Origin of the sequence: Salsuginibacillus halophilus, from assembly GCF_003014715.1 — a bacterium.
In the GTDB taxonomy this organism is placed as follows: Bacteria; Bacillota; Bacilli; order Bacillales; family Marinococcaceae; genus Salsuginibacillus; species Salsuginibacillus halophilus.
This window is the reverse complement of sequence record NZ_PYAV01000009.1, coordinates 103408-129309: the sequence shown is the minus strand read 5'-3', so window position 1 is coordinate 129309 and position 25902 is coordinate 103408. Positions and strand designations below refer to the sequence as shown.

Here is a 25902-nt window from a genome sequence, read left to right as displayed (position 1 = left end):
AACAATGCCAGAACTGCCAGAAGTAGAAACGGTTCGACGCACCCTTGAAGAGCTCGTTCAAAAGAAGACGATTGAAACGGTGCATGTGGACTGGCCAAAGATGATTAAAGCGCCGGATGATGCAGAAGCGTTTATCACCCGTATCAGCGGACAAACCTTGCACCAAATCCGGCGGATCGGCAAGTTTTTGTTATTTGATCTTGATGAAGATACGCTCGTTTCCCATTTACGAATGGAAGGTAAGTATTTTATGGGTACACCAGGGGAGAAAGATAAACATACCCATGTCCGTTTCTGTTTTACTGATGGAACAGAACTGCATTACAACGATGTGCGTAAATTTGGAACGATGCATGTATTTCCGGCCGGAACGGAGCTGCGGGTTAAGCCATTAAATCAGCTGGGTCCGGAGCCATTTGCAGATGAATTTACGTTGGATTACTTTCAAGCAAAGTGTTTCAAAACAACCCGGTTTATAAAAGCTGTGCTGCTAGACCAGAGTATCGTTACTGGGCTTGGCAATATTTATGCAGACGAGGCACTGTTTCAAGCTGGTGTGCATCCTGAAACACCGGCCTGTGACTTGAAGGGTGACGCTGTAGCTCAACTGTATGCCTCATTAATTGCCACTTTACGCCAAGCTGTAGAAGCAGGTGGTACTTCGGTAAGAAGTTATGTTAACGGCCAGGGAGAGATGGGCCGTTTTCAACAGCAGCTTTTTGTTTACGGACGAAGCGGAGAGTCATGTTTTATATGTGACGGACCGATTGAAAAATCTGTTGTTGCCGGGCGGGGAACTCATACATGTGCCTGCTGTCAGCCAAAAGATTAGTAAAAGTTTCAAGAACTCTCGTACGTCGGATAGGCTTCTGCCATATGCTAAGGTAGAATCCCAGCAAAGGAGCCTAAAGCTATGGCAGAGCTTATGTCTTTTGTTGTCCTTGCGATTGCCGTAAGTCTCGATAGTTTCGGGGTAGGTTTAACATACGGTATGCGCCGGATGAAAATGCCTGCTGCCGGCGTAGTGCTTGTCGGATGTTTATCAGCTGCGGCTGTTCTTGCGGCTGCTTCATTTGGCACGCTGCTTGCAAGCTATCTAACCGCTGAAGCAGCAGAACTTTTTGGTGGAACGATTTTAATTACGATTGGGATTTATGCGCTCTGGCAGAGCCTGCGCTCAAACGATAACCCACAAGCACCTGTAAACTTAGGACCAGAAGAAGTGGCTGATGGTGAAGAATCGCTTTGGTTCAGGGTGGAAGTGCCGTGGGTAGGTGTTGTCATTCGTGTGCTGCGTAAGCCGGCGGCAGCCGATCTAGATGGTTCCGGTTTGATTAGCTTTAAAGAAGCAGGTGTATTAGGAATTGCACTTGCGATGGATGCGTTTGGTGCGGGGCTTGGTGCTGTACTCCTTGGAGCATCTCCAGGGTGGCTGGCTGCAGGAGTTGGAACGTTGTGCATGCTGTTTTTAGTGCTTGGCATGAAGGGCGGATACATGCTTTCTACTTTTCGGCGGCTGCGCCCGCTTACGTTCCTGCCAGGATGTGTATTAATCGCAATAGGTTTGTGGAACATCATGTAACTAAGGAGGGTCCCTTTGATTATCGGGTTAACGGGCGGCATCGCCAGTGGAAAAAGTTTAGTAGCTGATTGGTTTAAACAAGAAGACATTCCGGTTGTTGACGCAGATGAAGTCGCTCGTCAAGTTGTGGCCCCGGGCGCTAATGCGCTGCAGGAAATTGTAAATACCTTTAGTGAAGAGGTGCTACTAGAAGACGGTTCGCTTGATCGGAAAGCACTCGGTAGAAAAATCTTCGGTGATGAACAAAGGCGTCAGCAGCTGAATGACATTATGCACCCGGCGATTCGTACAGAAATGACCCGGCAGCAGGAAAATTGGCAGGCGGAAGGCTATGAAAATATTGTGCTTGATCTGCCGCTTTTAATTGAAAATGAGTTATTTTATATGGTTGACCGGGTTGTTGTTGTATATGTTGATCCTCATACGCAGCTTGAGCGTCTGCAGGCGCGGGATAATGAAGGTGCAGAAGATGCAAAGCAGCGCATCGCTTCGCAGAAACGGATGGATGAAAAGCGCAGCTATGCTGATGCAGTATTAAATAATACCGGAACGGTGGAAGAGACGAAAACGGCTTTTCAAAATTTGCTTGATCAGTGGAATCTACGGTGATTCGCCCGTATGTTGTAGACAAACAAAGCCTGATATTACTTTTCGGGTAGGCTTCTACCCGGAGCTTAGAGCAGGGAATTTTGCGCAAATTTCAGACTGTCGACCAAACATTCACAGACAGTTTACTGCTCCGAGCCGCCGCATGAAGAGGATAAAAACCGAAACATGAACGTAACCGAAACGAAAGACGGACGCTTTCCCAAGGGCTTGACTTCAGCTAAAGATTCACTTCCACAAAGGATCAATATTTTTAGGTGTCAGGCACAAAAAAGGGGTGCCTGACACCTAGCCCAAGTATGAAATAAAGAGCGGCCTGACAAAGATTGGCGGCGACGCCACCAGGAACAGCGCGAGCCGAAAAGCGACGTCAGCCTTACCTTTTCTAAAAAAGTTTGTCTAAACGCTGAAACGCTTTCTTTCGCGGAAAGCGTTTTTGTTCTTTCATGCACGTTTTGAAAGCGTTTGAAATAAATATGATATAAAGTATGGTGACATGAGCATCTATGTGTTATACTATTTTCAAATTCAATTCATTTAGTATAACTTAATCGAGGGGGCCTTCGGCATGACAGCAAAAGTAGCAATTAATGGATTTGGACGAATCGGGCGGATGGTTTGCCGCAAAATTATGGATGATCCAACGTTGGAAGTTGTGGCAGTGAATGCAAGCTACCCAGCTGAAACGCTGGCGCATTTACTTAAGTATGACACGATTCACGGCCCGTTGAGTCATGAGGTTGAAGCAGGTGAAGATGAGCTGTTCATCGACGGCCAGCCCGTCAAAATCACAAAGTCCCGTGATCCTAAAGAGCTGCCGTGGGCTGAACTTGGCATAGATATCGTGATTGAAGCTACAGGGAAATTTAAAGATAGGGAAACGGCCGGGTGGCATTTAGATGCCGGTGCAAAAAAAGTCCTTATAACAGCGCCGGGTAAAGAAGAAGATGCCACCATTGTTATGGGTGTAAATGAAAAGGATTACAACCCCGAAAAACATGATGTCCTCTCTAATGCATCTTGCACAACGAACTGTCTCGCACCAGCGGCGAAAGTTCTCCATGATAACTTTGGGATTGAAACCGGAATGATGACGACTGTGCATGCTTACACAAACGACCAGCAAAACCTGGATAATCCACATAAAGATTTGCGTCGGGCGCGCGCTTGTGGTCAATCCATTATTCCAACATCCACTGGAGCTGCTAAAGCAATTTCTAAAGTCCTTCCGGAACTTGAAGGACGTATGCACGGTATGGCCTTGCGGGTGCCAACACCGAATGTTTCGCTTGTTGACCTTGTTGTAGACGTCGAAAAAGACGTGACAGCTGAAGAGGTTAATCAAGCGTTTCAAAAAGCTGCAGCTGGTGAGATGCAGGGGATTCTAGGTTATAGCGGGGACCCGCTCGTCTCCATTGACTACAATGGTGATGAAAACTCATCAATTATTGATGGATTATCAACGATGGTGTTAAATGACCGGCAAGTTAAAGTGTTAGCTTGGTACGATAATGAGTGGGGGTACTCCTGCCGAGTTGTCGACTTGGCTCACTACGTAGCCGAACATTTGCATACGAGACAATCGGCTTAAATTTCGTTCATGCGCTGTAGTGCCAGTTGGTGCTGCAGCGTTTTGATGTATAGGGATTGGACTTTCCAAACGGTGGCTAACAGTGGTATCATAAAGTGTATGTAAAACGAAGCATCGCAATGGCGATGTGGGGTGGAGATGATATTTGTGCGCTGTCCAGCTTGTCAGCGAAACGGAACGAGAGTACTCGACTCCCGGCCGAGCGATGAAGGCCGCTCCATCCGGAGGCGCCGGAAATGTGACGCTTGTGATCATCGCTTTACGACATTTGAAGTTGTTGAAGAACTGCCGCTTGTCGTCGTGAAAAAAGGTGGTGCGCGCGAAGAATTCAGCCGGGAAAAGATGCTTCGCGGATTGATTCGGGCGTGCGAAAAGCGGCCGGTCGCAGTTGAAACATTAGAAGGTATTGTAAATGATGTAGAAAAAGAACTGCGTAATGAAGGTCGGTCTGAAGTAGGGAGCGAAGAAGTTGGAGAGTTGGTCATGAAACGACTAGCCTCTGTTGATGATGTCGCTTACGTCCGGTTTGCTTCAGTTTATCGCCAGTTTAAAGATATTAATGTGTTTATTCAGGAATTGAAAGAACTGATTGATTACGATCAGCAAAACGACACGGATGAGAGAGCTTAAGCTGCGCCTTGAGCTCTCTTTGTTCGCTTAAAATTCATTAAAGCAGGTGAGGTGCATGGTTTGGCACTGGAAAGAAGTTGTTCCGTCAGATAGTTACCGCGTTCGTCTGCAGTCAGCACCGAATGAATTAGATTTAAAAGTGTTAACCTTACTGTATCAGCCGTTGATTGGGGCAGGTGCTGTATCATTGTATACGACGCTGCGGACAAAACTTGAGCGGGATCAATATGTCACAGCCGGCGCCACCCACCGGGAATTAATGATCTCCACTGGGATATCCTTAAATGATATTGTTGATGAGCGGAAGAAGCTTGAAGCCGTCGGGTTATTGCAGACGAGAATGAAGCAGTCCAACGATGGACGTGACTTTTTATATGAGCTCGATGCGCCGATGAGCCCGGCCCGCTTCTTTTATGATGATGTATTAAACGTATTTTTATATAAACGTGTAGGTAAAGGTCATTACTTGCAGTTGCGGCAACGCTTTTTAACACCACAGGAAGACGAAGCGGGGTATGAAGATGTCACGGCGGCTTTTGATGAAGTGTTCACCTCGCTGCAGGCTTCAGAATTAACGATGGCAGAAACACCCGACGATCAAGCGGCGGTTGCTTACCCAGACGATGCGCGGGGTGTCCGCTTTCGTGATCAGTTTGATTATGAGCTGCTGAAAGCTTCAATGCCACCTCAGTTTGCAGAAGGACAGTTGGAGAACTTAGAGCTTGAGCATTTAATTCGTCGTCTTGCTTTTGTGTACAAGCTCGATCCTTTGCAGATGAGCCGGATGGTGTTAGAAGCGGCCGATGTCGAAGGCACTGTAAGTTTTGATCATCTGCGTGAAGCTGTACAAAATTGGTACCGTTCAAACATTAGTAAGGAAGCTCCGGCACTTGCTTATAAATCAGCAGTGCCAGCAGAAGAACAGGTAGCCTCGCCTCAGCAAACTGCACGTTCTCCTCATGAGGAGCAGGTGCATTATTACGAAACAGCTGCACCTGCTGATATTTTACAAGGAGCTGCTGAAGGTGCCCATGTCCCATTTGCGGATTTGAAGCTTGTTGAGACGCTCATTTTTGAATATAAGCTCCCGCAGGGCGTTGTTAATGTTCTCATCGACTATGTCATGCGTACGAACGAAAAGAAGTTAAACGCAGGTCTTGTTGAAAAGATTGCCGGCCACTGGTCTCGCCTGCAGCTGCAGACTGTTGAAGAAGCCATGGCTCATGCAAAAAAAGAGCACCAAAGAAGAAAAGAACAAAAATCACATGAAAGCAGCACAAAAAATGCAAACCGGGCAAAACAGCGTTACAATCAACGTGAAGAGCAGCTGCCGAAATGGCTGATTGAAGAAGAAAAACAAAAAGAAGCAGCCGAAGACAAACAAGAAGTATCCGAAGATAAAGAAAAATTAGCGAGAGAAAAGCAGGAAGAATTTGAGCGTCTGTTAAAAGAAGGCCGCTCCGAATAAAGGAGGTCATGTGCGGTGGACTCAATTCAATCGTCGATGAAAGGCATGATGGAAGGCACCCATTGGGAAGAGCGTTATGAAGCAATGAAGCAGGCGGTTTGGCAGGATCCTCGCGTCCAGCAGTTTATGAAGGCCCACCCGGAGATTACCGAAAATGAAATGCTTCGTGAGCTGACAAAGCTGTATCATTTTACAAAAGAATGGTCGAATTGTGATGCCTGCCCAGGTCTTGATGCTTGCCCAAACACGATGCAGGGCTACCAACCGCACCTTTCACTTGAACGGAGTGGTTTAACTTTAACGTATCACCCGTGCAAATTAAAACGGAAAGCAGAAGAGGAGTCGAGACGCCGTAATTTAATCCAAAGCTACTCGATCCCAAAAGATGTTCTGCAGGCGACGTTTCAAGATATCAGCTTTGAAAAAGGTGAAGCTGAACGCAACGAAGCGGTAACAAGTGCGCTAAAGTTTGCAAGAGAAGTAGAGCCGGGTGTTGATGGGCGCGGGTTGTACTTGTACGGATCATTCGGGATTGGTAAAACGTTTTTAGCCGGCGCAATTTCAAATGAACTAGCGCATCGTGATATTTCTTCGATGATTATTTATGTACCTGATTTCTTCCGGGAAATGAAACAGTCCGTAGCTGAAGGTACGGTGCAGACTAAACTTGATGAAGTAAAAGACGCTGAAGTGTTGATTTTAGACGATCTTGGTGCTGAAACCATGTCGGGATGGGTGCGTGATGATATCCTCGGCGTTATTTTGCAGCATCGGATGCTTGAGAAGCTGCCGACCATTTTTACGTCGAACTTTGACTTTCAAGAGCTTGAAGACCACCTTGCCTATTCACATAAAGGCGGTACAGAGCGGATGAAAGCAAAACGAATTATGGAGCGGATTCGACCGAGTGTCCAAGGGTTGTTTTTATCAGGTAAAAATCGCCGTGAATCTTAAGAAATCAAGCGTCATGAAATCCGTCCTCCCTCCATACAAATGAAACTGATGAGCAGCGGTGAAGTGCCGCAACACCCGTCAGAACAGGGAGGCGTTGATTTGGTAGCCATTGAGTGTAAACCTTTAGAAGATCGCCGGTTTATTCACGGCTGTTTAGATGGCAGTGTACGCCGGTTTAGAGAGCATGGCATTGATTTCGGTGAAGTAGCGTGCAAGGAGGATTGTATTTCCCTTGCCTTTTCTGGTGCACCTCGAGAATGGGAGCATGGGGGTGTTCCGCTATTAAGTGCAATCATCACAGATTGTATTATTGCAACGAGGGAAGATACATGCTTAAAAGACATGCTTCAAAAAAAGTATCAGTTTGATGATGTTGAATCGATCTCCGTTTTAACGATTGCTTGCAGCATCATTGCCGGCGACCGCCCGGGCCCGGTGTTGAACACTTCTGTAGCTGCTCGAAAGCAATTGTTGTTTTCAGAAGTAAAAGAGCAGCTCGAGGACCGAAACACCTTTCATTTTGAGCCCTTTCTTACCTTTCGGACGAGCCGTTATCAACAGCAGTTAATGATCATTCTTGAGGCTGCTGTGGAAGAGTACCACCTTGAGCAGAAATACCAGCTCATGATTGAGCGGATGCGGCACTTTTTACGGACTTCTGCACCAGTTGTTGAAACATTGACCATTACGGGGCCTAAAACATGGGTTTATTCAGACGGGGCTGGGAGAATTTTATCTGAACACGACCGGCTTGTTCATTTATCAAGCGAACTGATGATCGAAGAAGGAGCAGCCGAGCGTGAGCTTTTGATTAGTCCAATTGTCAGCTTGGCACCCAAGCGCCTCTTTTTAAAACAAGTAGAAGAAACACCGCTTGTACGAACTTTAATGTCAATATTTCAAGAACGGCTCAGCTGGTTGTAAAAAAGCTCTTGATTTTTTAAATGTGCTTTATCTATAATTAAGTGTAGTAAAAGCAAAATCGATACCGCTGTAATGAGGACAACTTGTTTGCAAAGCGTTTCACCAGAGAAAAAGGGCAAGGCTGGAACCCTTTCGTTACTGCATGCATATAAGACCCCCTCTAAGCTCTGGCAGCTAATAAAGCTTATGCTTTTAGTAACTGCCGGCGTGATCGGGCGTTAACCGAATTAAGCCGCCGGATACATGTCTTACATGTCCGGAAGTAGGGTGGAACCGCGGGAGAACCCGCCCCTGTCATTGACAGGGGCTTTTTTTATTTTCCGGCGGTTATATTGAATTTATAAAAGGAGTGTTGAACATGGCTGAACAAGTAAATATCCGCTTTCCTGATGGCAATGAAAAAGCCTTTGAGGCCGGCGTCACGACTGAAGAGATCGCTCATTCGATCAGCCCGGGCTTGCGCAAGCAGGCACTTGCTGCAAAATTTGATGGTGACATGATTGATTTGCGCCGGCCGATTTATCAAGATGGTACTGTACAAATTATTACGTCAAAAGATGAGGAAGGACTTGAAGTTCTTCGTCACAGCACAGCGCACGTGATGGCACAAGCGGTTAAGCGGCTTTACAGTGATGTGAAACTCGGGGTCGGCCCTGTCATTGAAAACGGGTTTTACTATGATATCTCGACCCCACATACTTTGACGCCGGATGATTTACCAGCCATTGAAAAAGAAATGCAGCGTATTGTTGACGAAAATCATGAAGTTGTGCGTAAGGAATACACCCGCGAAGAAGCTAAAGCTTTGTACCGTGAGCACGGTGATGACCTGAAGCTTGAATTAATTGATGACATTCCGGAAGGTGAACCAATCACGATTTACGAGCAGGGTGAATTTTTTGACCTCTGCCGCGGTGTGCACGTCCCTGCAACGGCGAAGTTGAAAACGTTCAAGCTGATGAACATTTCCGGAGCTTACTGGCGCGGCGACAGCGACAATGAAATGCTGCAGCGCATTTACGGCACAGCATTTATGAAACAGGAAGACTTAGACGAGCATCTACGCCTTTTAGAGGAAGCGCGTGAACGTGATCACCGTAAGCTCGGTAAAGAATTAGAGATTTTTGCGGTAAACCAAAAAGTAGGACAAGGGCTTCCGCTCTGGCTGCCTAAAGGTGCGACTGTACGCCGAATCATTGAGCGTTACATTGTTGATATTGAAGAGCGTCTCGGCTATGACCATGTGTATACACCTGTACTCGGAAGTGTAGATCTCTACAAAACTTCCGGCCACTGGGACCATTATCAAGATGACATGTTCCCGACTCTTGAAATGGATAATGAAGATCTCGTACTGCGCCCGATGAACTGCCCGCACCACATGATGATTTATAAGCAGGGGCTGCACAGTTACCGCGATCTGCCGCTTCGTATCGCAGAGCTTGGTACGATGCACCGTCATGAAATGAGCGGAGCCCTCGCTGGATTGCAGCGCGTACGTGCAATGACATTAAATGACGCTCACATTTTCTGTACGCCGGAGCAGATGAAAGAAGAGTTTATCCGCGTGGTCAAACTTGTACAAAATGTGTATAAAGACTTTCAGCTCGACGATTATTACTTCCGTTTATCTTACCGGGATCCAGAAGATAAAGAGAAGTATGTGGATAACGATGAGATGTGGGAAGAAGCGCAAAAGCTGATTAAAGAAGCGATGGATGATCTTGAGGTACCGTATGTAGAAGCAGAAGGAGAAGCGGCCTTTTACGGTCCAAAACTCGATGTGCAGGTGAAAACGGCGCTCGGTAAAGATGAGACACTTTCTACGGTACAGCTTGACTTCCATCTGCCGGATCGCTTTGATTTAACTTACATTGGTGAAGACGGACAAGAGCATCGCCCGGTTGTTATTCACCGCGGTATTGTTTCCACAATGGAACGTTTTGTTGCTTTTCTTCTCGAAGAGTACAAAGGGGCCTTCCCGACATGGCTTGCCCCGGTACAAGCGCGCGTCATCCCGGTTTCAGCAGGTGTGCACGCTGATTACGCGAAGCAGGTTGAGGAACGTCTGCGCGAAGCAGGGTTCCGCGTAGAAAGCGATATGCGCGATGAAAAGATCGGCTATAAGATACGTGAAGCGCAAACTGGTAAAATTCCGTATATGCTTGTTGTTGGTGATCACGAAAAAGAAGCTGAAGCTGTTAATGTCCGTAAATACGGTGAACAGGATTCTGAAACAGTGCTTCTACAGCAGTTCATTGATAATTTAACCGCTGAAACTTCGAAAAAAGGCTGAAGAGAAAGTTATTAAATAAGTGTTTGACACGTTGATGTGCTTATGCTAAATTAGAAAAGTAATTGAATAAAGAGGAACCAAAGCAAGCAGAGGCGCCCGCTTCTCACCTGATTGACGCTTTCGGGCAGTTGACAGGTCACGGTTTAATCACTAATCACGTTCGTTAATGATGAAACCAAAGAGTGGGTGTCGTGTGTACACCCGCTCTTTTTTATGCTTGCTCCTGCCGAAGAACCTTGCAAGCAGCAACAGAAGTTCCCCGGTGCATACCCGGCCGGCAGCAAAAAAGGGCGTATACGCTGACCTATGCTTTGATTCGTAATTTCGTTGGAGGTGGCTCATTATTCGTAATGACATGAAAGTGAATGACGGTATTCGCGCAAAAGAGGTGCGCCTCATCGATTCCGATGGGGAACAAATCGGCGTCAAGTCTAAAAAAGAAGCACTTGAAATGGCTCAGGAGGCCGACCTTGACTTAGTGCTTGTCGCTCCGAATGCCAAGCCGCCCGTCTGCCGGATCATGGATTACGGCAAATACCGGTACGAACAGCAGAAGAAAGAAAAGGAAGCTCGCAAAAAGCAGACGACGGTTACTGTCAAAGAAGTGCGCTTGAGCCCGAACATTGAAGAGCACGACTTTAACACGAAGCTGAAAAATGCGCGTAAGTTTCTTTCGAAAGGCGACAAAGTGAAAGCAGCGATCCGTTTCCGCGGCCGCGCCATCACGCATTCGGAAATCGGCCAGGAAGTACTTGAGCGTATGGCAAAAGAATGCGAAGATATCGCTCAAGTTGAAACGAAGCCGAAAATGGAAGGGCGCAGCATGTTCCTCATGCTTGCTCCGAAAGCGGATAAAGACAAGCAAAGCTAAGTTTGTCAACGGTTCAAGGCTTAAACCATTGAAGGAGGTACAATCATGCCTAAAATGAAGACGCACAGCGGTGCGAAAAAGCGTTTCAAAAAGACAGGATCCGGAAAGATCAAGCGCAGCCACGCATTTACGAGTCACTTGTTCCGGAACAAGTCCGAAAAGCAAAAGCGTCGTTTGAGCAAACAAGAAGTTATGGACAAAACGGACCAAAACCGGATTGAGCAGCTTCTTCCGTACAAAAAGAAAAAATAAGCACTTTAAGTTATGTGCTAAGAAAGTAAGGAGGGCTTGACGATGTCAAGAGTAAAAGGTGGATACGTTGCACGTCGCCGTCGTAAAAAAGTCATGAAACTAGCTAAAGGGTACCATGGTTCGAAGCACCGCATGTTCCGTGCGGCACAAGAACAGGTACGCAAATCCCTAGAATACGCTTACCGCGACCGTCGCCAGCGTAAGCGCGACTTCCGTAAGTTGTGGATCACGCGTATCAACGCAGCTGCACGTTTGAATGGCTTGTCTTACAGCCGTTTGATGCACGGTCTTAAGCAGGCTGGCATTGATGTCAACCGTAAGATGCTTGCAGACTTAGCTGTAAACGATGAAAAAGCATTTGCTGAACTTGCTGAAAAAGCAAAGCAGAACTTGTAAAATAGCGTGTGTAAAGAAGCTGCCTGTTTCCTAGCGGGCAGCTTTTTCGTGAGGAGAGACAATTGATTTTACTAATGATAGCTGCTTGGATGGTTAGCTGCAGTTTTGTTGCTATTATCATGGTTAGATTCGACAAAAATAGGGCAAAAATGAGAAAGCAGCGAATTTCTGAGCGAACGTTATTTTTGATGGCGTGGATCGGGGGAAGCCCTGGAATTTTGGGTGGGATGCAACTCTTTCGGCATAAAACAAAAAAACCGTCTTTTAAGTACGGCGTCCCATTGATCATCATAATTCAGGTTGGGCTGATTTTTAGTATGAGCTGGGTCATTTAGGAAGGAGGGTGTGCTAGATGGAAGCATTCATTGATGCGGCAGTAGCAGCAATTCAAGATACAGGCTGGATGGCCCCGCTTTTATTTTTAGGGGCTCATATTTTGCGGCAGCTTCTAATGCTCCCAGTTGCTACCATTGGTATTCTCGGCGGGCTATTATTCGGGACATTTTATGGCACGCTCTTTTCGATGATCGGCTTAACAATTGTAAGCTTAATGTTTTATGCGGCGGTAAAGTTGTGGCCTGCATTACGTCGTAAGCTAACGGAATGGAAGAATAAGTGGATGGGTGGAAAAGAAGAACTTACTTTGGCACAAATTATGATTTTACGTTGTGTTCCATTCCTTCATTTTCATTTAGTAAATGCTTATTTAATGGAGATCAGCAGTAACTGGCGGGATTATACGAAATATTCCTTTATTGCAAGTTTGCCACCGGCTTTGATTTATACATCGTTTGGACACGGCATTCGTGAGCTTCCTTGGTATGTGCTGTTGTTTATTACAGTAGTTCTTGTGTTACTGTTTTTATTATCAAGAAGTAAAACGTTTACTCACCGTATGAAATCGTTCTTTGCATCACGTTAAATGAATAGACGGAAAAAGTCACTTTCCATAAGTTAAACAAAATCTATAGAGAATAACAAAACAGATCCGCCTACCGCAGCCGGATCTGTTTTATGCAATAGAATGCATCATGTACATCATAAAAAAAGAAATGGTGCTGTCCCATAAGATATATTTTAAATGATAAGCATGGGAAATATACTCGCTTTCACCAATGGCACAAGCGCGACATCGGTTTGATCTGCGCTAAAGCTTGACCTCACCGTGTCTTCTTAGCCTCTTGTACCTCCTCCACTTCCTCGGTGGACTACCGATGCCTGCGGGATTTCCTCACTCGTTGTTCTGTGTAAGCGTCGCCGCAGATGCTTGTCAGCCTTGCGTTATTTGATAGTATCAATTGTAGAGATCCTTTTGATTAAGCAATATCTACATAAATCAATTTCATAACGATGCTTTATGAACGATAAAACAAACAATATCCATTGGAAATGATTGATGATCCGTCAATTGAAAAGTGACCGAAAAGAAAGACGGCGACTCCTAGAGGATCAAGCGCAGGCTTCAGCTAACTTGTTCGATTGGCAATCAAATCGAACAAGTTAGCTGAAGCCAAGCCTTCGGGAAAGCGTCCGCTTTCGTTCCGGTCACGTTCATGGTTCAGTTTTTAAGTGCAACCCTCGGCTCGGAGCAGTAAGCTGTGCATGAATTTTAGATTTTGTACCTTGTCGACAGTCTGATGGCTCTCAAAATTGTGAGGGCCATTTCTTTTCAACAACAGTTGACGCGTAAACCTTGCTCTTCTAACGATGCCCATGTTGCTTTTTCTGAAGGCAGCGTTTGAATGATACTTTCGATGAGCGGATAAGTGCTGTGCGCGCGATTCAGCTGATAAAACATCCAGCGGCCCCGTTGTTCTTCAATTACAATCCCTCGATCCCGGAGTTTGCGCAAGTGCTGGCTTATGGAAGGCTGACTCATTTGAAAAACTTCCACAAGCTCACATACGCAGCAATCGCTTTCGTATAATAGGCATAAGGTGCGGAGCCTTGTTTTATCCCCGAGAAGTTTTAAAACTTCAGCTGTTTCTTCGGTGGATCGTTGTTCGAATTCAACAGACATAGATAAGCCTCCTTTGAGGAGTTTACGTTACAAGTAGTATAGCAACATTTCATTCCAACAGCTAGACTTAGCGTTATTCGCCAGTTTCTTGAAAGCGGCGGATGCGTGCTTCAATTTCATCGCGCACGCGTATAAATACAGCGTGTTTTTCTGCTTCGCTTCCTTCAGCTTTAGGGGGATCATCAAAACCCCAATGTGCACGGAAAGCCCCCGCAGGTACAGTTGGACATACTTCATCGGCGTGACCGCACAGCGTAATGACGTGTGTTGCCTCCTTTAAGATATCTTGGTCAATTTGATCGGATGTCTGCCTGCTAATATCAATACTTGCATCTTTCATAACTTCTACTGCTTTTGGATTTACACCGTGGGCTTCAATACCTGCAGAGTAAACCTCAAATTCATCGCTCAAATAGTGGCGCCCGAAGCCTTCCGCCATTTGGCTGCGGCAGGAGTTTCCTGTACATAAAAAGTAAATGATTGGTTTGTTTGACATGACTTACACCTTCCTTTGAATTAATAAATAAGTAACAGCCAGAAGTAAAGTGCAGCTAACGTAATAAACAAGGTTGGGATCGTAAGAATGATACCAACTTTAAAGTAGTACCCCCAGGAAATTTTAACGCCTTTCAATGACAGTACATGCAGCCAAAGCAGTGTAGCAAGGGACCCGATCGGAGTAATTTTTGGTCCCAGGTCGCTGCCGATTACATTGGCGTAAATCATTAACTCTTTCATTAAGCCGTTCAGTTCAGCACCATCAATGGCAAGTGCGTTAATCATCACGGTCGGCATATTATTCATGATTGACGATAAAATGGCAGCTAAAAATCCCATAAACATTGTCCCGGCGAAAAAACCTTCGCCTGCTGCAGCTTGAATGCCTTCAGCGAGAACATCGGTTAAGCCGACGTTTTGCAGCCCGTAAACGACAACGTACATTCCGATGGAAAAAACGACAATTGCCCACGGTGCACCTTTCATTACTGTACGTGTTTCAACAGCCGGACTGCGACGGGCAAGTAGTAAAAAGATGACTGCGACAATACCTGCAACAAAGGAGACAGGTAAGTGTATAAATTCGACGACTAAGTAGCCGACGAAAAGAACACTAAGAACAATCCAGGAAATGCGAAACATTTTTGTATCTTGTATCGCATCACGTGGTCGTTTTAAGTGAGATGCATCGTACGTACGCGGAATGTCTTTACGAAAGACGACAAACAAAACGAGAATACTTGCGGCGATGGAAAATAAGTTCGGCACAATCATGCGTGAAGCGTACTCTAAAAAACCGATACCGAAAAAGTCCGCAGAAACAATGTTAACAAGGTTACTTACAATGAGTGGAAGGCTCGTGCTGTCAGCAATAAATCCGCTTGCCATAATAAACGGAAGGATCATTGCTTCTTTAAAGTTAAGCGCACGGACCATCGCAAGCACGATCGGTGTTAAAATGAGCGCAGCACCGTCATTTGCAAAAAAAGCAGCGACAACTGATCCAAGCAGAGAAATATAAACAAACATGCGGATGCCGCTTCCTTTCGCAATCCTCGCCATATGTAGGGCCGACCACTCAAAAAAGCCGATTTCATCAAGAATTAAAGAAATAATAATAATCGCGATAAAAGTTAGTGTCGCATTCCACACGATTCCTGTAACTTCAATCACATCGCTTACATTAACGACACCTGCAATCAACGCGAGAACAGCTCCGGCAGCAGCTGACCAGCCGATAGAAAGTCCGCGCGGCTGCCAGATCACAAAAGTAAGCGTAAGTAAAAAGATAATCACAGCAACAAAGATCTCCAAAGCGGTGATCCTCCTTTCTGTTATAGATTTTTAATCACATTGGTTGCATGTGAAGCCTACAGTGACTATTATATAATTATATAATTATATGTCAATCAATAAACGAAACGAATTAAGGAGGATAACTTAATGGTATTACAAGTATTTGATCCAGCGATGTGTTGTGAAACTGGGGTATGTGGTCCGGAGGTAGACCCGGAACTTGCTAGAGTAGCTGGTGATATTTCGGCATTGAAAACAAAGGGCATAACGGTAGAACGATTTAACCTTGGCAATGCGCCGGCCCCTTTTGTGGAAACGCCTGCTGTAAAAGCACTGCTTGATGCAAAAGGAGCGGATGTCTTGCCGGTTGTGCTCGCTGATGGAAAGGTTGTCAAAGAGGGTGCTTATCCGTCACAGGAAGAATTCGAAGCATGGACAGGTATTAAGTTGAAGCAATTAGATGAAAGTCAATCCAAGGGTGTAGATATAAAAATCCGCTAACCATCGGTACGCTGAAGTAGAGGGAGGAACATTATGAAGCAACATTTTGTACCAGGGACACATATTCAAACAAAGTATAATTTTTTCACTGGTAAAGGAGGGACTGGAAAAACCTCAACTGCGGCAGCTTCAGCACTCAGCCTTGCTGACAAGGGTTATGAAGTACTGCTCGTGAGTACTGATCCAGCTTCTAATCTTGATGATTTATTTACATTAAATTTAAATAGTGAACCAACTGTTATTCCGGAGCAACGAAACCTTCATGCAGTGAATGTAGAACCAGAAACAGCAGCAGAGGCGTATCGTGAACGAGTCGTAGGTCCGTACCGCGGCATTCTTCCGGATTCGGCTGTAGAACAAATGGAAGAGCAAATGTCTGGCGCCTGTACGGTAGAAATCGCCGCCTTTGATCAATTTGCCGGCTGGCTTTCTGACGATGCGAGAGATTTATATGACTATTTTATCTTTGATACGGCGCCGACCGGACATACCCTCCGGCTTTTGCAACTTCCGGGGGCATGGACCGAGTTTTTTGCTGAAAATACAACCGGCGCATCTTGTATTGGCCCACTTTCTGGTTTAACGGAAAAACAGCAGGGTTATGAAGAAGCGTTTGAACGGTTAAAACAAGTTGAAGAAACAACGATGTTTTTTGTGGCTAGACCGGCAGAAGCGCCTTTAGAAGAAGCTGCGCGTAGTGCAGAAGAGCTTGGAGATCTCGGTTTAACTCAACAGGTGTTGATTGTAAACGGGGTGCACCCACTCTTAGAACAAGAAGTTAAAACAGAGGATGAAGTTAGCCGAGAGTTTAAACAAAGCCAGCTCAAAGCTTTACAGCAAAAACCGGAAGTGCTTGCACATTTGACGCAGTATATTCTGCATTTAAAGCAACAGAGCGTCGTTAATCCAGCCACAGCCCGAGAGCTGCTTACACCGGGCAGTGGGGGTGAGAAGTTAGAAATGACGTCCGTACCGGTGTCTTCCACAGCATTGGAGACATGGGTTGATGAAGTGCTTAAGGCAAAACAGCAATTAATTTTCACAATGGGAAAGGGCGGTGTTGGTAAAACAAGTACAGCAGCAACGATTGCACAACTGCTTGCTGACCGTGGTGCCCCAGTCTTACTTGCCTCAACTGATCCAGCCACGCACTGGGAAGACCGGGATGCGTCTTCTGGTACTTTTGCTGTCCGCACAATTGATCCAGAAAAAGAGACGGAAAAATATCGTGCACAAGTGCTGGCGAGTATGGAGGGGGAACTAGGTGAAGAAGGGATTGCTTATATGAAAGAAGAGCTTGCTTCACCGTGCACCGAGGAAATTGCTGTGTTCTACGCATTCAGCCGGCTTGTCGAACAGGCCGATGATTATTATGTTGTTATTGATACCGCGCCGACAGGACATACGTTACTTTTACTTGATGCAGCCGGTTCGTACCATCGAGAGCTGCTGGAAAAAACCGGTGATGATCAAGCGATACGTAGGCTTTTACCTCGGTTGCGGGATCCAAAGCAGACAGCATTCCTTCTCGTAACGCTGCCGGAGGCGACACCGGTGTATGAAACAGAGCGTTTGCAAAAAGATTTAATTCGAGCAGGGTTAACGCCTTCTACATGGCTTATCAATCAAAGCTTAAGCGCAGCTGTCCCTCAAGATTCGCTGTTACGTGCGCGGGCTGCAGGTGAAATGACATGGATTAATCGAGCTGAACAAGTAGCGGAAAATGTGATAGTCAGACCGTGGCAACAGCAGTAAACGTTTGTTGACCGCACCATTTGCAAAAAAAAAGAACCTGCATCATTGTGGTGCAGGTTCTTTTATTCACTCCGATTGATTTCCGTGTTCTTCAAGCAGTTCCTTTACAGGACTCTTCCATTCAACTTCAGCTTCTGGGTAAGCCATTTGGATTTCGTTTTCAATAAACTTAAAATCGTCTGTAGATAAACCCTTTAATCTCTCTTTACGTTGCGGCCAAACGATCACATGAACAATTTCAAAAGCATTCTCGGTTGTACCTAAATATTTTTCCCCTTCAAACATGGCACCTTTGTAGGTAATGAATAAGTTTTTGCGAACGTTCTTTTTTTCATCTAAAAAGAAGAACTGTCTCCGTTCGTGGGCAGCTTCGAGCTTGCGTTTTGGGTTGAAAAAATACTTTGCAGCTGCATAAATGATGATGATAATCGCAGCTAGAATGAGCAGGCGCAAGACAATTGCCATACAATCCCCTCCTGATGTCAGCCGTCACTTACTAATTCCATTGTATACGATCGCTTCTCATTTGTCGTTGCTGGCATACGCTTTTTCGATATCGTTACTTATATGTATTCCCTTACGTTTTTGAGATTAAGCATGTGACTGAAATTTCTCCACATTTTACGGAAAAGGTTTGAGAAACGAAACAAATCCGTTTATACTAAATTTATGCAATGTGTTCTTACTCACATTAATAGAATTACATAGTTCAGGAGGGGTCAGGTTGGCAAACATGGATGAAACCTTAACAATGTTAAAAGAGTTAACTGACGCAAATGGCATCCCAGGAAACGAAAAAGAAGCACGCGAAGCGATGAGAAAGCATATCACACCTTATGCGGATGAAGTTACCACAGATGGTCTCGGCAGCTTAATCGCCAAAAAAACGGGGGAAGCAGATGGACCACGGGTTATGGTTGCCGGTCATTTAGATGAGATCGGCTTTATGGTTACACATATTGATGAAAAAGGCTTTTTAAAGTTCCAAACCGTTGGCGGCTGGTGGGAGCAGGTTATGCTTGCTCAACGCGTGAACGTTATGACGAAAAATGGTAATATTACAGGAATTGTCGGCTCAAAGCCACCTCACATCTTACCGCCGGAGCAGCGGAAAAAGATGGTTGAAAAAAAGGATATGTTTATTGATATCGGTGCTTCAAGCCGTGAAGAGGCGGAGTCGTTTGGCATCCGTCCGGGGGATTCTGTTGTACCAATATGCGATTTTGAAGTTATGACAAACGAAAAGCTGCTTATGGCTAAAGCATGGGATAATCGGATCGGTTGCGCCATTGCCATTGAAGTATTAAAGCAGCTGCAAAATGAAGAGCATCCGAACGAAGTTTACGGTGTCGGTACGGTTCAGGAAGAAGTCGGACTGCGCGGAGCGAAAACATCGGCGCAAAAAATTCAGCCGGATATCGGTTTTGGGGTGGATGTCGGTATTGCCGGTGATACACCAGGTGTGAACGAAAGCGATGCCCGCGCTAAAATTGGTGAAGGTCCACAAATTTTAGTGTATGATGCATCCATGATTTCTCACCGCGGCGTACGTGAGTTTGTCGTTAACACAGCAGAGGAGAACGAGATCCCGTATCAATATGACGCGATGTCTGCCGGTGGAACGGATTCTGGTGCTATTCATTTAACTGCAAATGGCGTACCAGCTTTGTCAATTACGGTACCAACGCGTTATATCCACACGCATGCTGGTATTCTTCACCGCGATGACTTTGAAAATGCAGTTAAACTGATTGTAGAAGTTATTAAAAAACTTGATCAAGATACTGTTGAAAACATCACATTTGAATAATAAAAACAGAAGGGGGCTGTCCCAAAAGGGCAGTCCATTTCCTTTTTTTCCAGATTTGAACACTAAAAAAGAGATCATCCTTTTGAACAATGGAAAGTAACCACACCCACCAAAGAAAGGAAGATCTCTTATATTTAAATAAAATACCATGGGTCAGCTTCTTCTATCAATAAATTTCAGCGATTATATTCCGGAAAGCCATGTTTCTCGTGTGGTGCATGAAATGATCGAGCAAGCTGAAAGCCAAATCTTCTACGATCCTTACGATGGGGGCAACCGCTCTTCATATCATTCGAAAATGAGATGATAAAAGTCATTTTATCTTGTTTAGGCGATTCATGCCCCACCTCTTAGCTTAGCGTAGGTGGGGGTGGTTCAAATGTTTGTATCTAGAAGTGGTACTCCTAACGTGATATCCAAAAGGGGATTGATGATCCGCAAATTTAAAAGTAAACGAAACGAAAGACGGCGACTCCCAGAGGATCAAGCGCAGGCTGAAGATCCACTTGTTCGAATGGTTTTTATTCGAACAAGTTAGCTGAAGCCAAGCCCTCGGGAAAGCGTCCGTCTGAAGTGAAGGTTGCGTTCATTATTATCAAGCGATAGGCGATTTCAAACGTCAAGAAAAAACGACGTCAAAGTAGCATTAACATAGCAAAACGACCGTCAACTTCTCGTTTCTAGAATCCGGGTCTATACATTTTGAGCTTCTTTAGATAACGTTTTCACCATCTCATCCTTTTCATCTTCGTCTGCTTGTTTCCAAAACATCTCAAATAAAACTCCAAGGCCAGGCAGCATCTTTTCTTCACCTTTTGTAAGTGCATCCTGAATGGTTGCCTCCATATCTTCTTTGCTGCTTCCGGAAATGTTAGACATGACAGCTTGACGCAAATTAATGCTCATACCCGAAAACCTCCTTCTCATGTATAATAAATGTACGATCTTCTACATAGGTTGAGCCGACAATGAGAAAATATACATAAGGACGGAGGCTATTATGGAGCGAATTGAGTCAAGTAAGAATCAAAAAGTGAAAGATGCAAAACGGCTGCGCTATAAAAAGTACCGTGAACGTGATGAGCGCTTTTTAATTGAAGGCCCGCATCTAATTGAAGAAGCATTGAAAAGCGGCAGGGAAATCGAGCGGATTTTTGCGGATGATCCAGATAAAGTACCTGACGTTGCCGGCCGTTACAATATTCCGACGGCCCTCGTAAACGAACAGGTTATTCAAGAGTTAACTGGTGTACAAAATCCGCAGGGATTGGTTGCAGTATGCATGATACCTTCTAAGCCTGAAAAGCTTGTAGAAGGCATTTATTTACTGCTTGATGAAATTCAAGATCCTGGAAACGTAGGTACAATGATTCGTACCGCAGATGCGGCCGGCGCTAAAGGTGTCATCCTTGGTGAAGGATCAGCGGATGTTTATAATGAAAAAGCGGTGCGGGCAACGCAAGGCTCAATATTTCATATCCCTGTGATTCAAGGACCGCTTGAAGAGTGGATCGATCAACTGAAGGAGCAGGGTGTTCCAATTCTTGGTACAGGAATTGCTGAAGGTACAAGCCATACAGCACTTGCTCCCCTGAAATCATTTGCTTTAATTGTTGGTAACGAAGGGGGAGGAGTTAAGCCGGAGCTGCTTGAAAAAACAGACCAAAACGTTTATATTCCTATCCACGGGGACGCCGAGTCTTTAAACGTTTCTGTAGCGACTGGGATTTTGTTATATCATTTACGTAAAGGATAAATCAGTTGAGTGATGCAAGGTTGATTTGAACTTTTCAGACTGTCGACAAAGTACAAAACCTAACATTAACGCACAGCTTACTGCTCCAAGCGGCGGGCTGCCTTATGAAGAGGATAAAACCGAACAATGAACGTAACCAACACTACCGACGGGCGCTTTCCCGAGGGCTTGGCTTCAGCTAACTTGTTCGATTGATTTCCAATCGAACAAGTGGATCTTCAGCCTGCGCTTAATCCTCTGGGAGTCGCCGTCTTTCGTTTCAGTCACTTGTACATTTGTCTTTTGTGTATGGTTCGTTGGATCACTCATAAAGCGTCGTTATGGAATGGATTCATTTAGATATGGCTTGATCAAATGGATCTTTACCATTCATGACCAGCAAATGACGCTAAGCTGACGAGCCTCGGCGGCGACGCCACCAAGATCAGCGCGAGCCGAAAAGCGACGTCAGCCATCGTTCATCTTAAAAATATGTCTACACACTGTAAGGTTAATTTGAGCCTTTGTCTTTTCAAGTGTTTTTTTGTATAATATAAAAAAATCGAGTAAAGTGAACAGCAGAGAAGGAGAGTAGTACCCCGGCCCCCGTTTGACAGGGAGGAACAGCCGTTGACTGAGAGCGTTCTCATCTAGGACTGGGCGAATTCACTCTGGAGCTGGCGCCGGAAGACTTCCAATGTTGGAAGTTAAGGTTGCCCCGGTCCTTTTAAGGATCGTTATTGATGAGAAGTGAACAGCCGAAGTGGCTGTTAAAAAGGGTGGTACCGCGAAACCTTCGTCCCTTTCCGTCGTGAAAGGAGCGAAGGTTTTTTACTGTGCTCAAAACTTAAAGGAGGCAAAACGATGATTGAACGTCTCGGTGAATTAGAAAAAGAAGCGCTTGCCAAAGTGGCTGCTGCTGAAGATGTGAAACAGCTTGAAGAAATTCGTATTACGTACTTAGGCAAAAAAGGACCGATCACAGAAGTATTGCGCGGTATGGGGAGCTTGTCAGAAGAAGAGCGCCCAAAAGTCGGTCAAAAAGGGAATGAAGTGCGCACATCGATTCAAAGTGCAATTGATGAAAAAAATGAAGAGCTTGAAGCTGCAGCACTTGAAGCTCGTTTAGCAGAAGAAGCGATCGATGTTACGCTCCCCGGTCGCCCAGTACGCCGCGGGGCCCGGCACCCGCTGACAGCGGTGGTAGAAGAAATTGAAGATATTTTTATCGGTATGGGCTTTGATGTTACTGAAGGACCGGAAGTTGAAACCGATGCTTATAACTTTGAAGCGTTGAACCTGCCAAAAGATCATCCGGCGCGGGATATGCAGGATTCATTTTACGTGACAGATGACTTGCTCCTACGTACACAAACATCTCCTGTTCAAGCACGAACGCTTGAGACAAAAGGTGGAGAGGGGCCGGTGAAAATTGTCTGTCCAGGCAAAGTATACCGCCGCGATGAAGACGACGCTACCCACTCTCACCAGTTTATGCAGGTTGAGGGGCTGTACGTTGATAAAAACGTTCGCTTGAGCGACTTAAAGGGAGTTTTAGAAACGTTTGTGAAGCAGTATTTTGGAGCAGACCGTACAATCCGGCTCCGGCCGAGCTTTTTCCCGTTTACCGAACCTTCTGCAGAAGTGGATGTATCCTGTGGGATTTGCGGGGGCACCGGCTGTCGTGTGTGTAAGCATACAGGCTGGATAGAAGTTCTTGGCGCCGGTATGGTTCACCCAAATGTACTTGAAATGAGTGGTTTCGACCCTGAAGAGTATAGCGGCTTTGCGTTCGGCATGGGCGTAGAACGCTTTGCAATGTTGAAATACGGCATTGATGATATTCGCCATTTCTATACAAACGATCAACGCTTTCTTGATCAATTCAAACGAGTGTAAGGAGGAGTGAGCACATGTTAGTATCACTACAATGGTTAAATGATTACATTGATATAAGCGATTTGACTGCGGAAGAGGCAGCGGAAAAATTAACGCGCGGCGGGATTGAGGTTGATCATATCCACCGTTATCATAACGGGCTTGAGCAGCTCGTCGTTGGTGAAGTGCTTGAGGTTAGTCAACATCCGGAAGCAGATAAATTATCCGTTTGCCAGGTGGATACCGGGGATGGCACATCTCAGATTGTCTGCGGTGCACCGAATGTAGCTGAAGGGCAGAAAGTAGCTGTAGCACTTCCTGGCGCTGAACTTCCAAACGGTATGGTTATTAAAGAAGCGAAGCTTCGAGGACAGCCATCACAAGGAATGATTTGCTCTTTAAATGAACTTGGTATAAGCGACAGCGTTATTCCAAAAGAAGAAGCAGACGGTATTACAGTGCTTCCGCAAGAAGCTGAAGTTGGTACCGATGCAGCTGAGCTGCTGCAATTGAATGATGCAGTTTTGGAACTTGATTTAACCCCAAACCGGGCAGATGGCTTAAGTATGATCGGACTCGCTTATGAAATGGCGGCGCTGCTCGAGCGTGAAATGAAGCTGCCGGAAATTGATCACGGCACAAAGCGCGGCAATGCTGCAGATGAAGTGAGCGTACAAATTGATGTACCGGAAGATGCGCCGTATTACGGTGCGAAAGTATGTCATAATGTAACGCTTCAATCATCGCCGCTTTGGTTAAAAACGCGATTGATGGCAGCAGGGATCCGACCGATCAACAATGTTGTAGACATTACAAACTTTGTATTGCTTGAGTACGGTCAGCCGCTGCATGCTTTTGACTTTGATGCGTTCGCTTCAAATGAAGTCCTGGTCCGCCGTGCTTTAGACGGTGAAACGATCGAAACGCTTGATGGAACAACACGTACATTACAGCCAGAGCATTTAGTCATTACAAATGGCGATAAGCCACATGCTGTTGCGGGTGTCATGGGCGGTGCAGAATCAGAAGTGACAGACGCTACTGCGACAATTCTGCTTGAAGCAGCGCAATTTAACTCCTCTAGCGTTCGCCGTGCTTCGAAAGATTTAGGCTTGCGCAGTGAATCCAGTCTTCGGTTTGAAAAGGGCATTGATACGAGCCGTACACCGGAGGCCGCTGAGCGCGCTGCCCGCCTGTTTGAGAGCTTGGCAGGAGCCGATGTTTTGTACGGTACTGTAGAAGCGGATTACCGTCCGGGAACGGAGCAGACGATCACAACAACAGCTGCAAAAATTAATAATCGCCTCGGCACAGCATTGTCGACAGATGAAATTACAGCAATTTTTGAACGGCTGGATCTTCAGGTACAAAAAGACAAAGACCATTTAACCGTTTATGTTCCGCCGCGTCGTGCAGACTTAGCGATTGAAGAAGATTTATCTGAAGAAGTTGCCCGGATTTACGGCTATGACCAAATCCCTTCGACACTGCCTGAAGGTACGACGACTGTAGGACGCTTAAGTCAATACCAAGCACGCCGCCGCAGTGTTCGCCGCTTCTTGGAAATGTCCGGGATACATGAGGCTGTAACGTACTCATTAACACGAGACGATGCCAAGGATGAATTCCGCCTGCCGGCTCATGCTGAGCAGTACCCGGTGCATGTGGCAATGCCGATGAGCGCTGATCGCAGTGTCATGCGGACAAGTTTGATACCTCACTTGTTGGAAGCGTTAAGCTATAACCGAAACCGTCAGATGGAAGATACCGCTTTATTTGAAATGGGATCGGTCTTTTTAAGTGATGAACCTGTCGTAGAAAAACAGCCGAATGAACGAGAGATGATCGCTCTTACAGTTTCGGGTACGTGGCAGTCCCACCGGTGGCGCGGCGAAAAGCAGCCGGTTGATTTCTTTACAATTAAAGGAGTCATTGAAGGGATGTTAACGGAGCTCGGCTTGTTTGAAGCGGCCGCTTTTGTGCCAAATACGGCTATGGAAGGGTTTCATCCTGGTCGTACAGCAGAAATCGAAGTGCACGGTGAAAAGCTTGGTGTGATAGGTGAAATCCACCCGTCAATGCAAAAAGCATACGATTTGGCTCCGGTATATGCAGCTCAACTTGATATCGAAAAGCTGTTGCAGCTTGATGCTGACCCGGTGAAATATACAGCTTTACCACGCTTTCCAGCTGTCACGCGTGATTTAGCAGTAGTTGTTTCAAGCTCAGTTGCGGCTGGAGAAGTTGCTCGGATCATTGAAGAAAGCGGGCAGCCATTGCTTGAATCTGTCGCCTTATTTGATGTTTATGAAGGAGAGCACATTGAAGAAGGTAAAAAGTCACTTGCCTTCTCGCTCCGCTACCGCGATCCGGAAAAAACACTTACAGACGATGAAGTTTCTCATGTTCATGAAAACATCGTACAAAACCTTGAACGTAAAGCAGGCGCAGCTTTACGCAGCTAAAATAACCTTATTCGATGCTGTCCGGACACGACGGGCAGCATCATAGTGTGTAGACAAACTTTCAAGAAAAGCGCAGTCTGACGTCGCTTTTCGGCTCGCGCTGATCTTGGTGGCGTCGCCGCCGGCGCTCGTCAGCCTTGCGTCATTTGATGGTCATAAATTGTAGAGGTTCTTTTAATTAAGCAATATCTACATAAGTCAATTTCATAACAAACATTATCTATTAGAAATGATGATAGTCTGTAAATTGAAAAGTAACCGAAACAAAAGACGGCGACCCCCAGAGGATTAAGCGCAGGCCGAAGATCCACTTGTTCGATTGGTAATCAATCGAACAAGTTAGCTGAAGCCAAGCCCTCGGGAAAGCGTCCGTC

The 25902-nt window shown here is 45.6% G+C and carries 25 protein-coding genes and 2 other annotated features; of the genes, 20 read left to right on the top strand and 5 right to left on the bottom strand.

The window, feature by feature from the left end; translation table 11 throughout:
• Positions 1-4: 4 nt before the first annotated feature.
• The 14 genes from mutM to B0H94_RS10170 all read left to right on the top strand — a co-directional run bounded on the left by mutM (position 5) and on the right by B0H94_RS10170 (position 12492).
• The gene (mutM, locus tag B0H94_RS10235; protein WP_106589169.1) at positions 5-832 is read left to right on the top strand and encodes a DNA-formamidopyrimidine glycosylase; all 828 of its coding nucleotides are present in this window, start codon (positions 5-7) and stop codon (positions 830-832) included.
• 81 nt (positions 833-913) lie between these two features.
• Entirely contained in the window at positions 914-1582 is a 669-nt protein-coding gene (gene ytaF / locus B0H94_RS10230) for a sporulation membrane protein YtaF (protein WP_106589168.1), read from the top strand.
• Positions 1583-1597: 15 nt separating this feature from the next.
• Entirely contained in the window at positions 1598-2191 is a 594-nt protein-coding gene (gene coaE, locus B0H94_RS10225) for a dephospho-CoA kinase (protein WP_106589167.1), read from the top strand.
• Positions 2192-2756: 565 nt separating this feature from the next.
• Complete coding sequence (locus B0H94_RS10220; protein ID WP_106589166.1) at positions 2757-3779, top strand: glyceraldehyde-3-phosphate dehydrogenase; 1023 nt, start codon at positions 2757-2759, stop codon at positions 3777-3779.
• 147 nt (positions 3780-3926) lie between these two features.
• On the top strand, positions 3927-4409 hold the full coding sequence (gene nrdR / locus B0H94_RS10215; protein WP_106589165.1) for a transcriptional regulator NrdR: 483 nt from the start codon (positions 3927-3929) through the stop codon (positions 4407-4409).
• A 55-nt stretch (positions 4410-4464) separates the two neighbouring features.
• Positions 4465-5877: a replication initiation and membrane attachment family protein gene (locus B0H94_RS10210; RefSeq protein ID WP_106589164.1), complete on the top strand. Its 1413-nt coding sequence runs from the start codon at positions 4465-4467 to the stop codon at positions 5875-5877.
• A gap of 15 nt (positions 5878-5892) precedes the next feature.
• Positions 5893-6831, top strand: coding sequence for a primosomal protein DnaI (gene dnaI, locus B0H94_RS10205; RefSeq protein ID WP_106589163.1), 939 nt, complete (start codon positions 5893-5895; stop codon positions 6829-6831).
• Positions 6832-6930: 99 nt separating this feature from the next.
• Positions 6931-7755 carry a sporulation protein YtxC gene (ytxC, locus tag B0H94_RS10200; protein WP_181315351.1) on the top strand — a complete coding sequence of 275 codons (825 nt, stop codon included), beginning with the start codon at positions 6931-6933 and terminating at the stop codon, positions 7753-7755.
• Between the two features lie 358 nt (positions 7756-8113).
• Positions 8114-10051: a threonine--tRNA ligase gene (gene thrS / locus B0H94_RS10195; RefSeq protein WP_106589161.1), complete on the top strand. Its 1938-nt coding sequence runs from the start codon at positions 8114-8116 to the stop codon at positions 10049-10051.
• A 78-nt stretch (positions 10052-10129) separates the two neighbouring features.
• Positions 10130-10270, top strand: a sequence feature (ribosomal protein L20 leader region).
• A 136-nt stretch (positions 10271-10406) separates the two neighbouring features.
• Entirely contained in the window at positions 10407-10922 is a 516-nt protein-coding gene (infC, locus tag B0H94_RS10190; RefSeq protein ID WP_106589160.1) for a translation initiation factor IF-3, read from the top strand.
• 45 nt (positions 10923-10967) lie between these two features.
• Positions 10968-11174, top strand: coding sequence for a 50S ribosomal protein L35 (gene rpmI, locus B0H94_RS10185; protein ID WP_106589159.1), 207 nt, complete (start codon positions 10968-10970; stop codon positions 11172-11174).
• 42 nt (positions 11175-11216) lie between these two features.
• Entirely contained in the window at positions 11217-11570 is a 354-nt protein-coding gene (rplT, locus tag B0H94_RS10180) for a 50S ribosomal protein L20 (RefSeq protein WP_106589158.1), read from the top strand.
• 74 nt (positions 11571-11644) lie between these two features.
• Positions 11645-11905, top strand: a complete 261-nt coding sequence (locus B0H94_RS10175; protein ID WP_219899788.1) for a DUF1294 domain-containing protein — start codon at positions 11645-11647, stop codon at positions 11903-11905.
• 17 nt (positions 11906-11922) lie between these two features.
• A complete protein-coding gene (locus tag B0H94_RS10170; RefSeq protein WP_106589156.1) occupies positions 11923-12492 on the top strand; it encodes a TVP38/TMEM64 family protein in 570 nt (189 codons plus the stop codon).
• Between the two features lie 747 nt (positions 12493-13239).
• Here B0H94_RS10170 and B0H94_RS10165 read toward each other — a convergent pair.
• The 3 genes from B0H94_RS10165 to B0H94_RS10155 form a co-directional block, all read right to left on the bottom strand.
• Positions 13240-13590 carry an ArsR/SmtB family transcription factor gene (locus tag B0H94_RS10165; protein ID WP_106589155.1) on the bottom strand — a complete coding sequence of 117 codons (351 nt, stop codon included), beginning with the start codon at positions 13588-13590 and terminating at the stop codon, positions 13240-13242.
• A gap of 73 nt (positions 13591-13663) precedes the next feature.
• Positions 13664-14086, bottom strand: coding sequence for an arsenate reductase (thioredoxin) (gene arsC, locus B0H94_RS10160; protein WP_106589154.1), 423 nt, complete (start codon positions 14084-14086; stop codon positions 13664-13666).
• A gap of 20 nt (positions 14087-14106) precedes the next feature.
• Positions 14107-15402, bottom strand: coding sequence for an arsenic transporter (locus tag B0H94_RS10155; protein WP_106589153.1), 1296 nt, complete (start codon positions 15400-15402; stop codon positions 14107-14109).
• A 129-nt stretch (positions 15403-15531) separates the two neighbouring features.
• Here B0H94_RS10155 and arsD point away from each other — a divergent pair, with 129 nt between their 5' ends.
• Positions 15532-15885, top strand: a complete 354-nt coding sequence (arsD, locus tag B0H94_RS10150) for an arsenite efflux transporter metallochaperone ArsD (RefSeq protein ID WP_106589152.1) — start codon at positions 15532-15534, stop codon at positions 15883-15885.
• A 33-nt stretch (positions 15886-15918) separates the two neighbouring features.
• Positions 15919-17640 (top strand): arsenical pump-driving ATPase, encoded by a 1722-nt coding sequence (arsA, locus tag B0H94_RS10145; protein ID WP_106589151.1) that lies wholly within the window; start codon positions 15919-15921, stop codon positions 17638-17640.
• Positions 17641-17706: 66 nt separating this feature from the next.
• Here arsA and B0H94_RS10140 read toward each other — a convergent pair whose 3' ends face one another.
• On the bottom strand, positions 17707-18105 hold the full coding sequence (locus B0H94_RS10140) for a sigma-w pathway protein ysdB (RefSeq protein ID WP_106589150.1): 399 nt from the start codon (positions 18103-18105) through the stop codon (positions 17707-17709).
• 259 nt (positions 18106-18364) lie between these two features.
• Here B0H94_RS10140 and B0H94_RS10135 point away from each other — a divergent pair, with 259 nt between their 5' ends.
• Positions 18365-19450, top strand: coding sequence for a M42 family metallopeptidase (locus tag B0H94_RS10135; protein WP_106589149.1), 1086 nt, complete (start codon positions 18365-18367; stop codon positions 19448-19450).
• A gap of 693 nt (positions 19451-20143) precedes the next feature.
• Here the strand turns inward: B0H94_RS10135 and sspI are convergent.
• Positions 20144-20356 (bottom strand): small acid-soluble spore protein SspI, encoded by a 213-nt coding sequence (sspI, locus tag B0H94_RS10130; protein WP_106589148.1) that lies wholly within the window; start codon positions 20354-20356, stop codon positions 20144-20146.
• Between the two features lie 94 nt (positions 20357-20450).
• On the opposite strand from sspI, the gene B0H94_RS10125 reads away from it, so the two are divergent.
• The 3 genes from B0H94_RS10125 (at position 20451) to pheT (ending at position 25528) form a co-directional block, all read left to right on the top strand.
• Complete coding sequence (locus B0H94_RS10125) at positions 20451-21206, top strand: TrmH family RNA methyltransferase (protein WP_106589147.1); 756 nt, start codon at positions 20451-20453, stop codon at positions 21204-21206.
• Positions 21207-21757: 551 nt separating this feature from the next.
• Positions 21758-21992, top strand: a binding site (T-box leader).
• Positions 21993-22049: 57 nt separating this feature from the next.
• Positions 22050-23084: a phenylalanine--tRNA ligase subunit alpha gene (gene pheS / locus B0H94_RS10120; RefSeq protein ID WP_106589146.1), complete on the top strand. Its 1035-nt coding sequence runs from the start codon at positions 22050-22052 to the stop codon at positions 23082-23084.
• Between the two features lie 14 nt (positions 23085-23098).
• A complete protein-coding gene (gene pheT, locus B0H94_RS10115) occupies positions 23099-25528 on the top strand; it encodes a phenylalanine--tRNA ligase subunit beta (protein WP_106589145.1) in 2430 nt (809 codons plus the stop codon).
• The last annotated feature ends 374 nt before the right edge of the window (positions 25529-25902 follow it).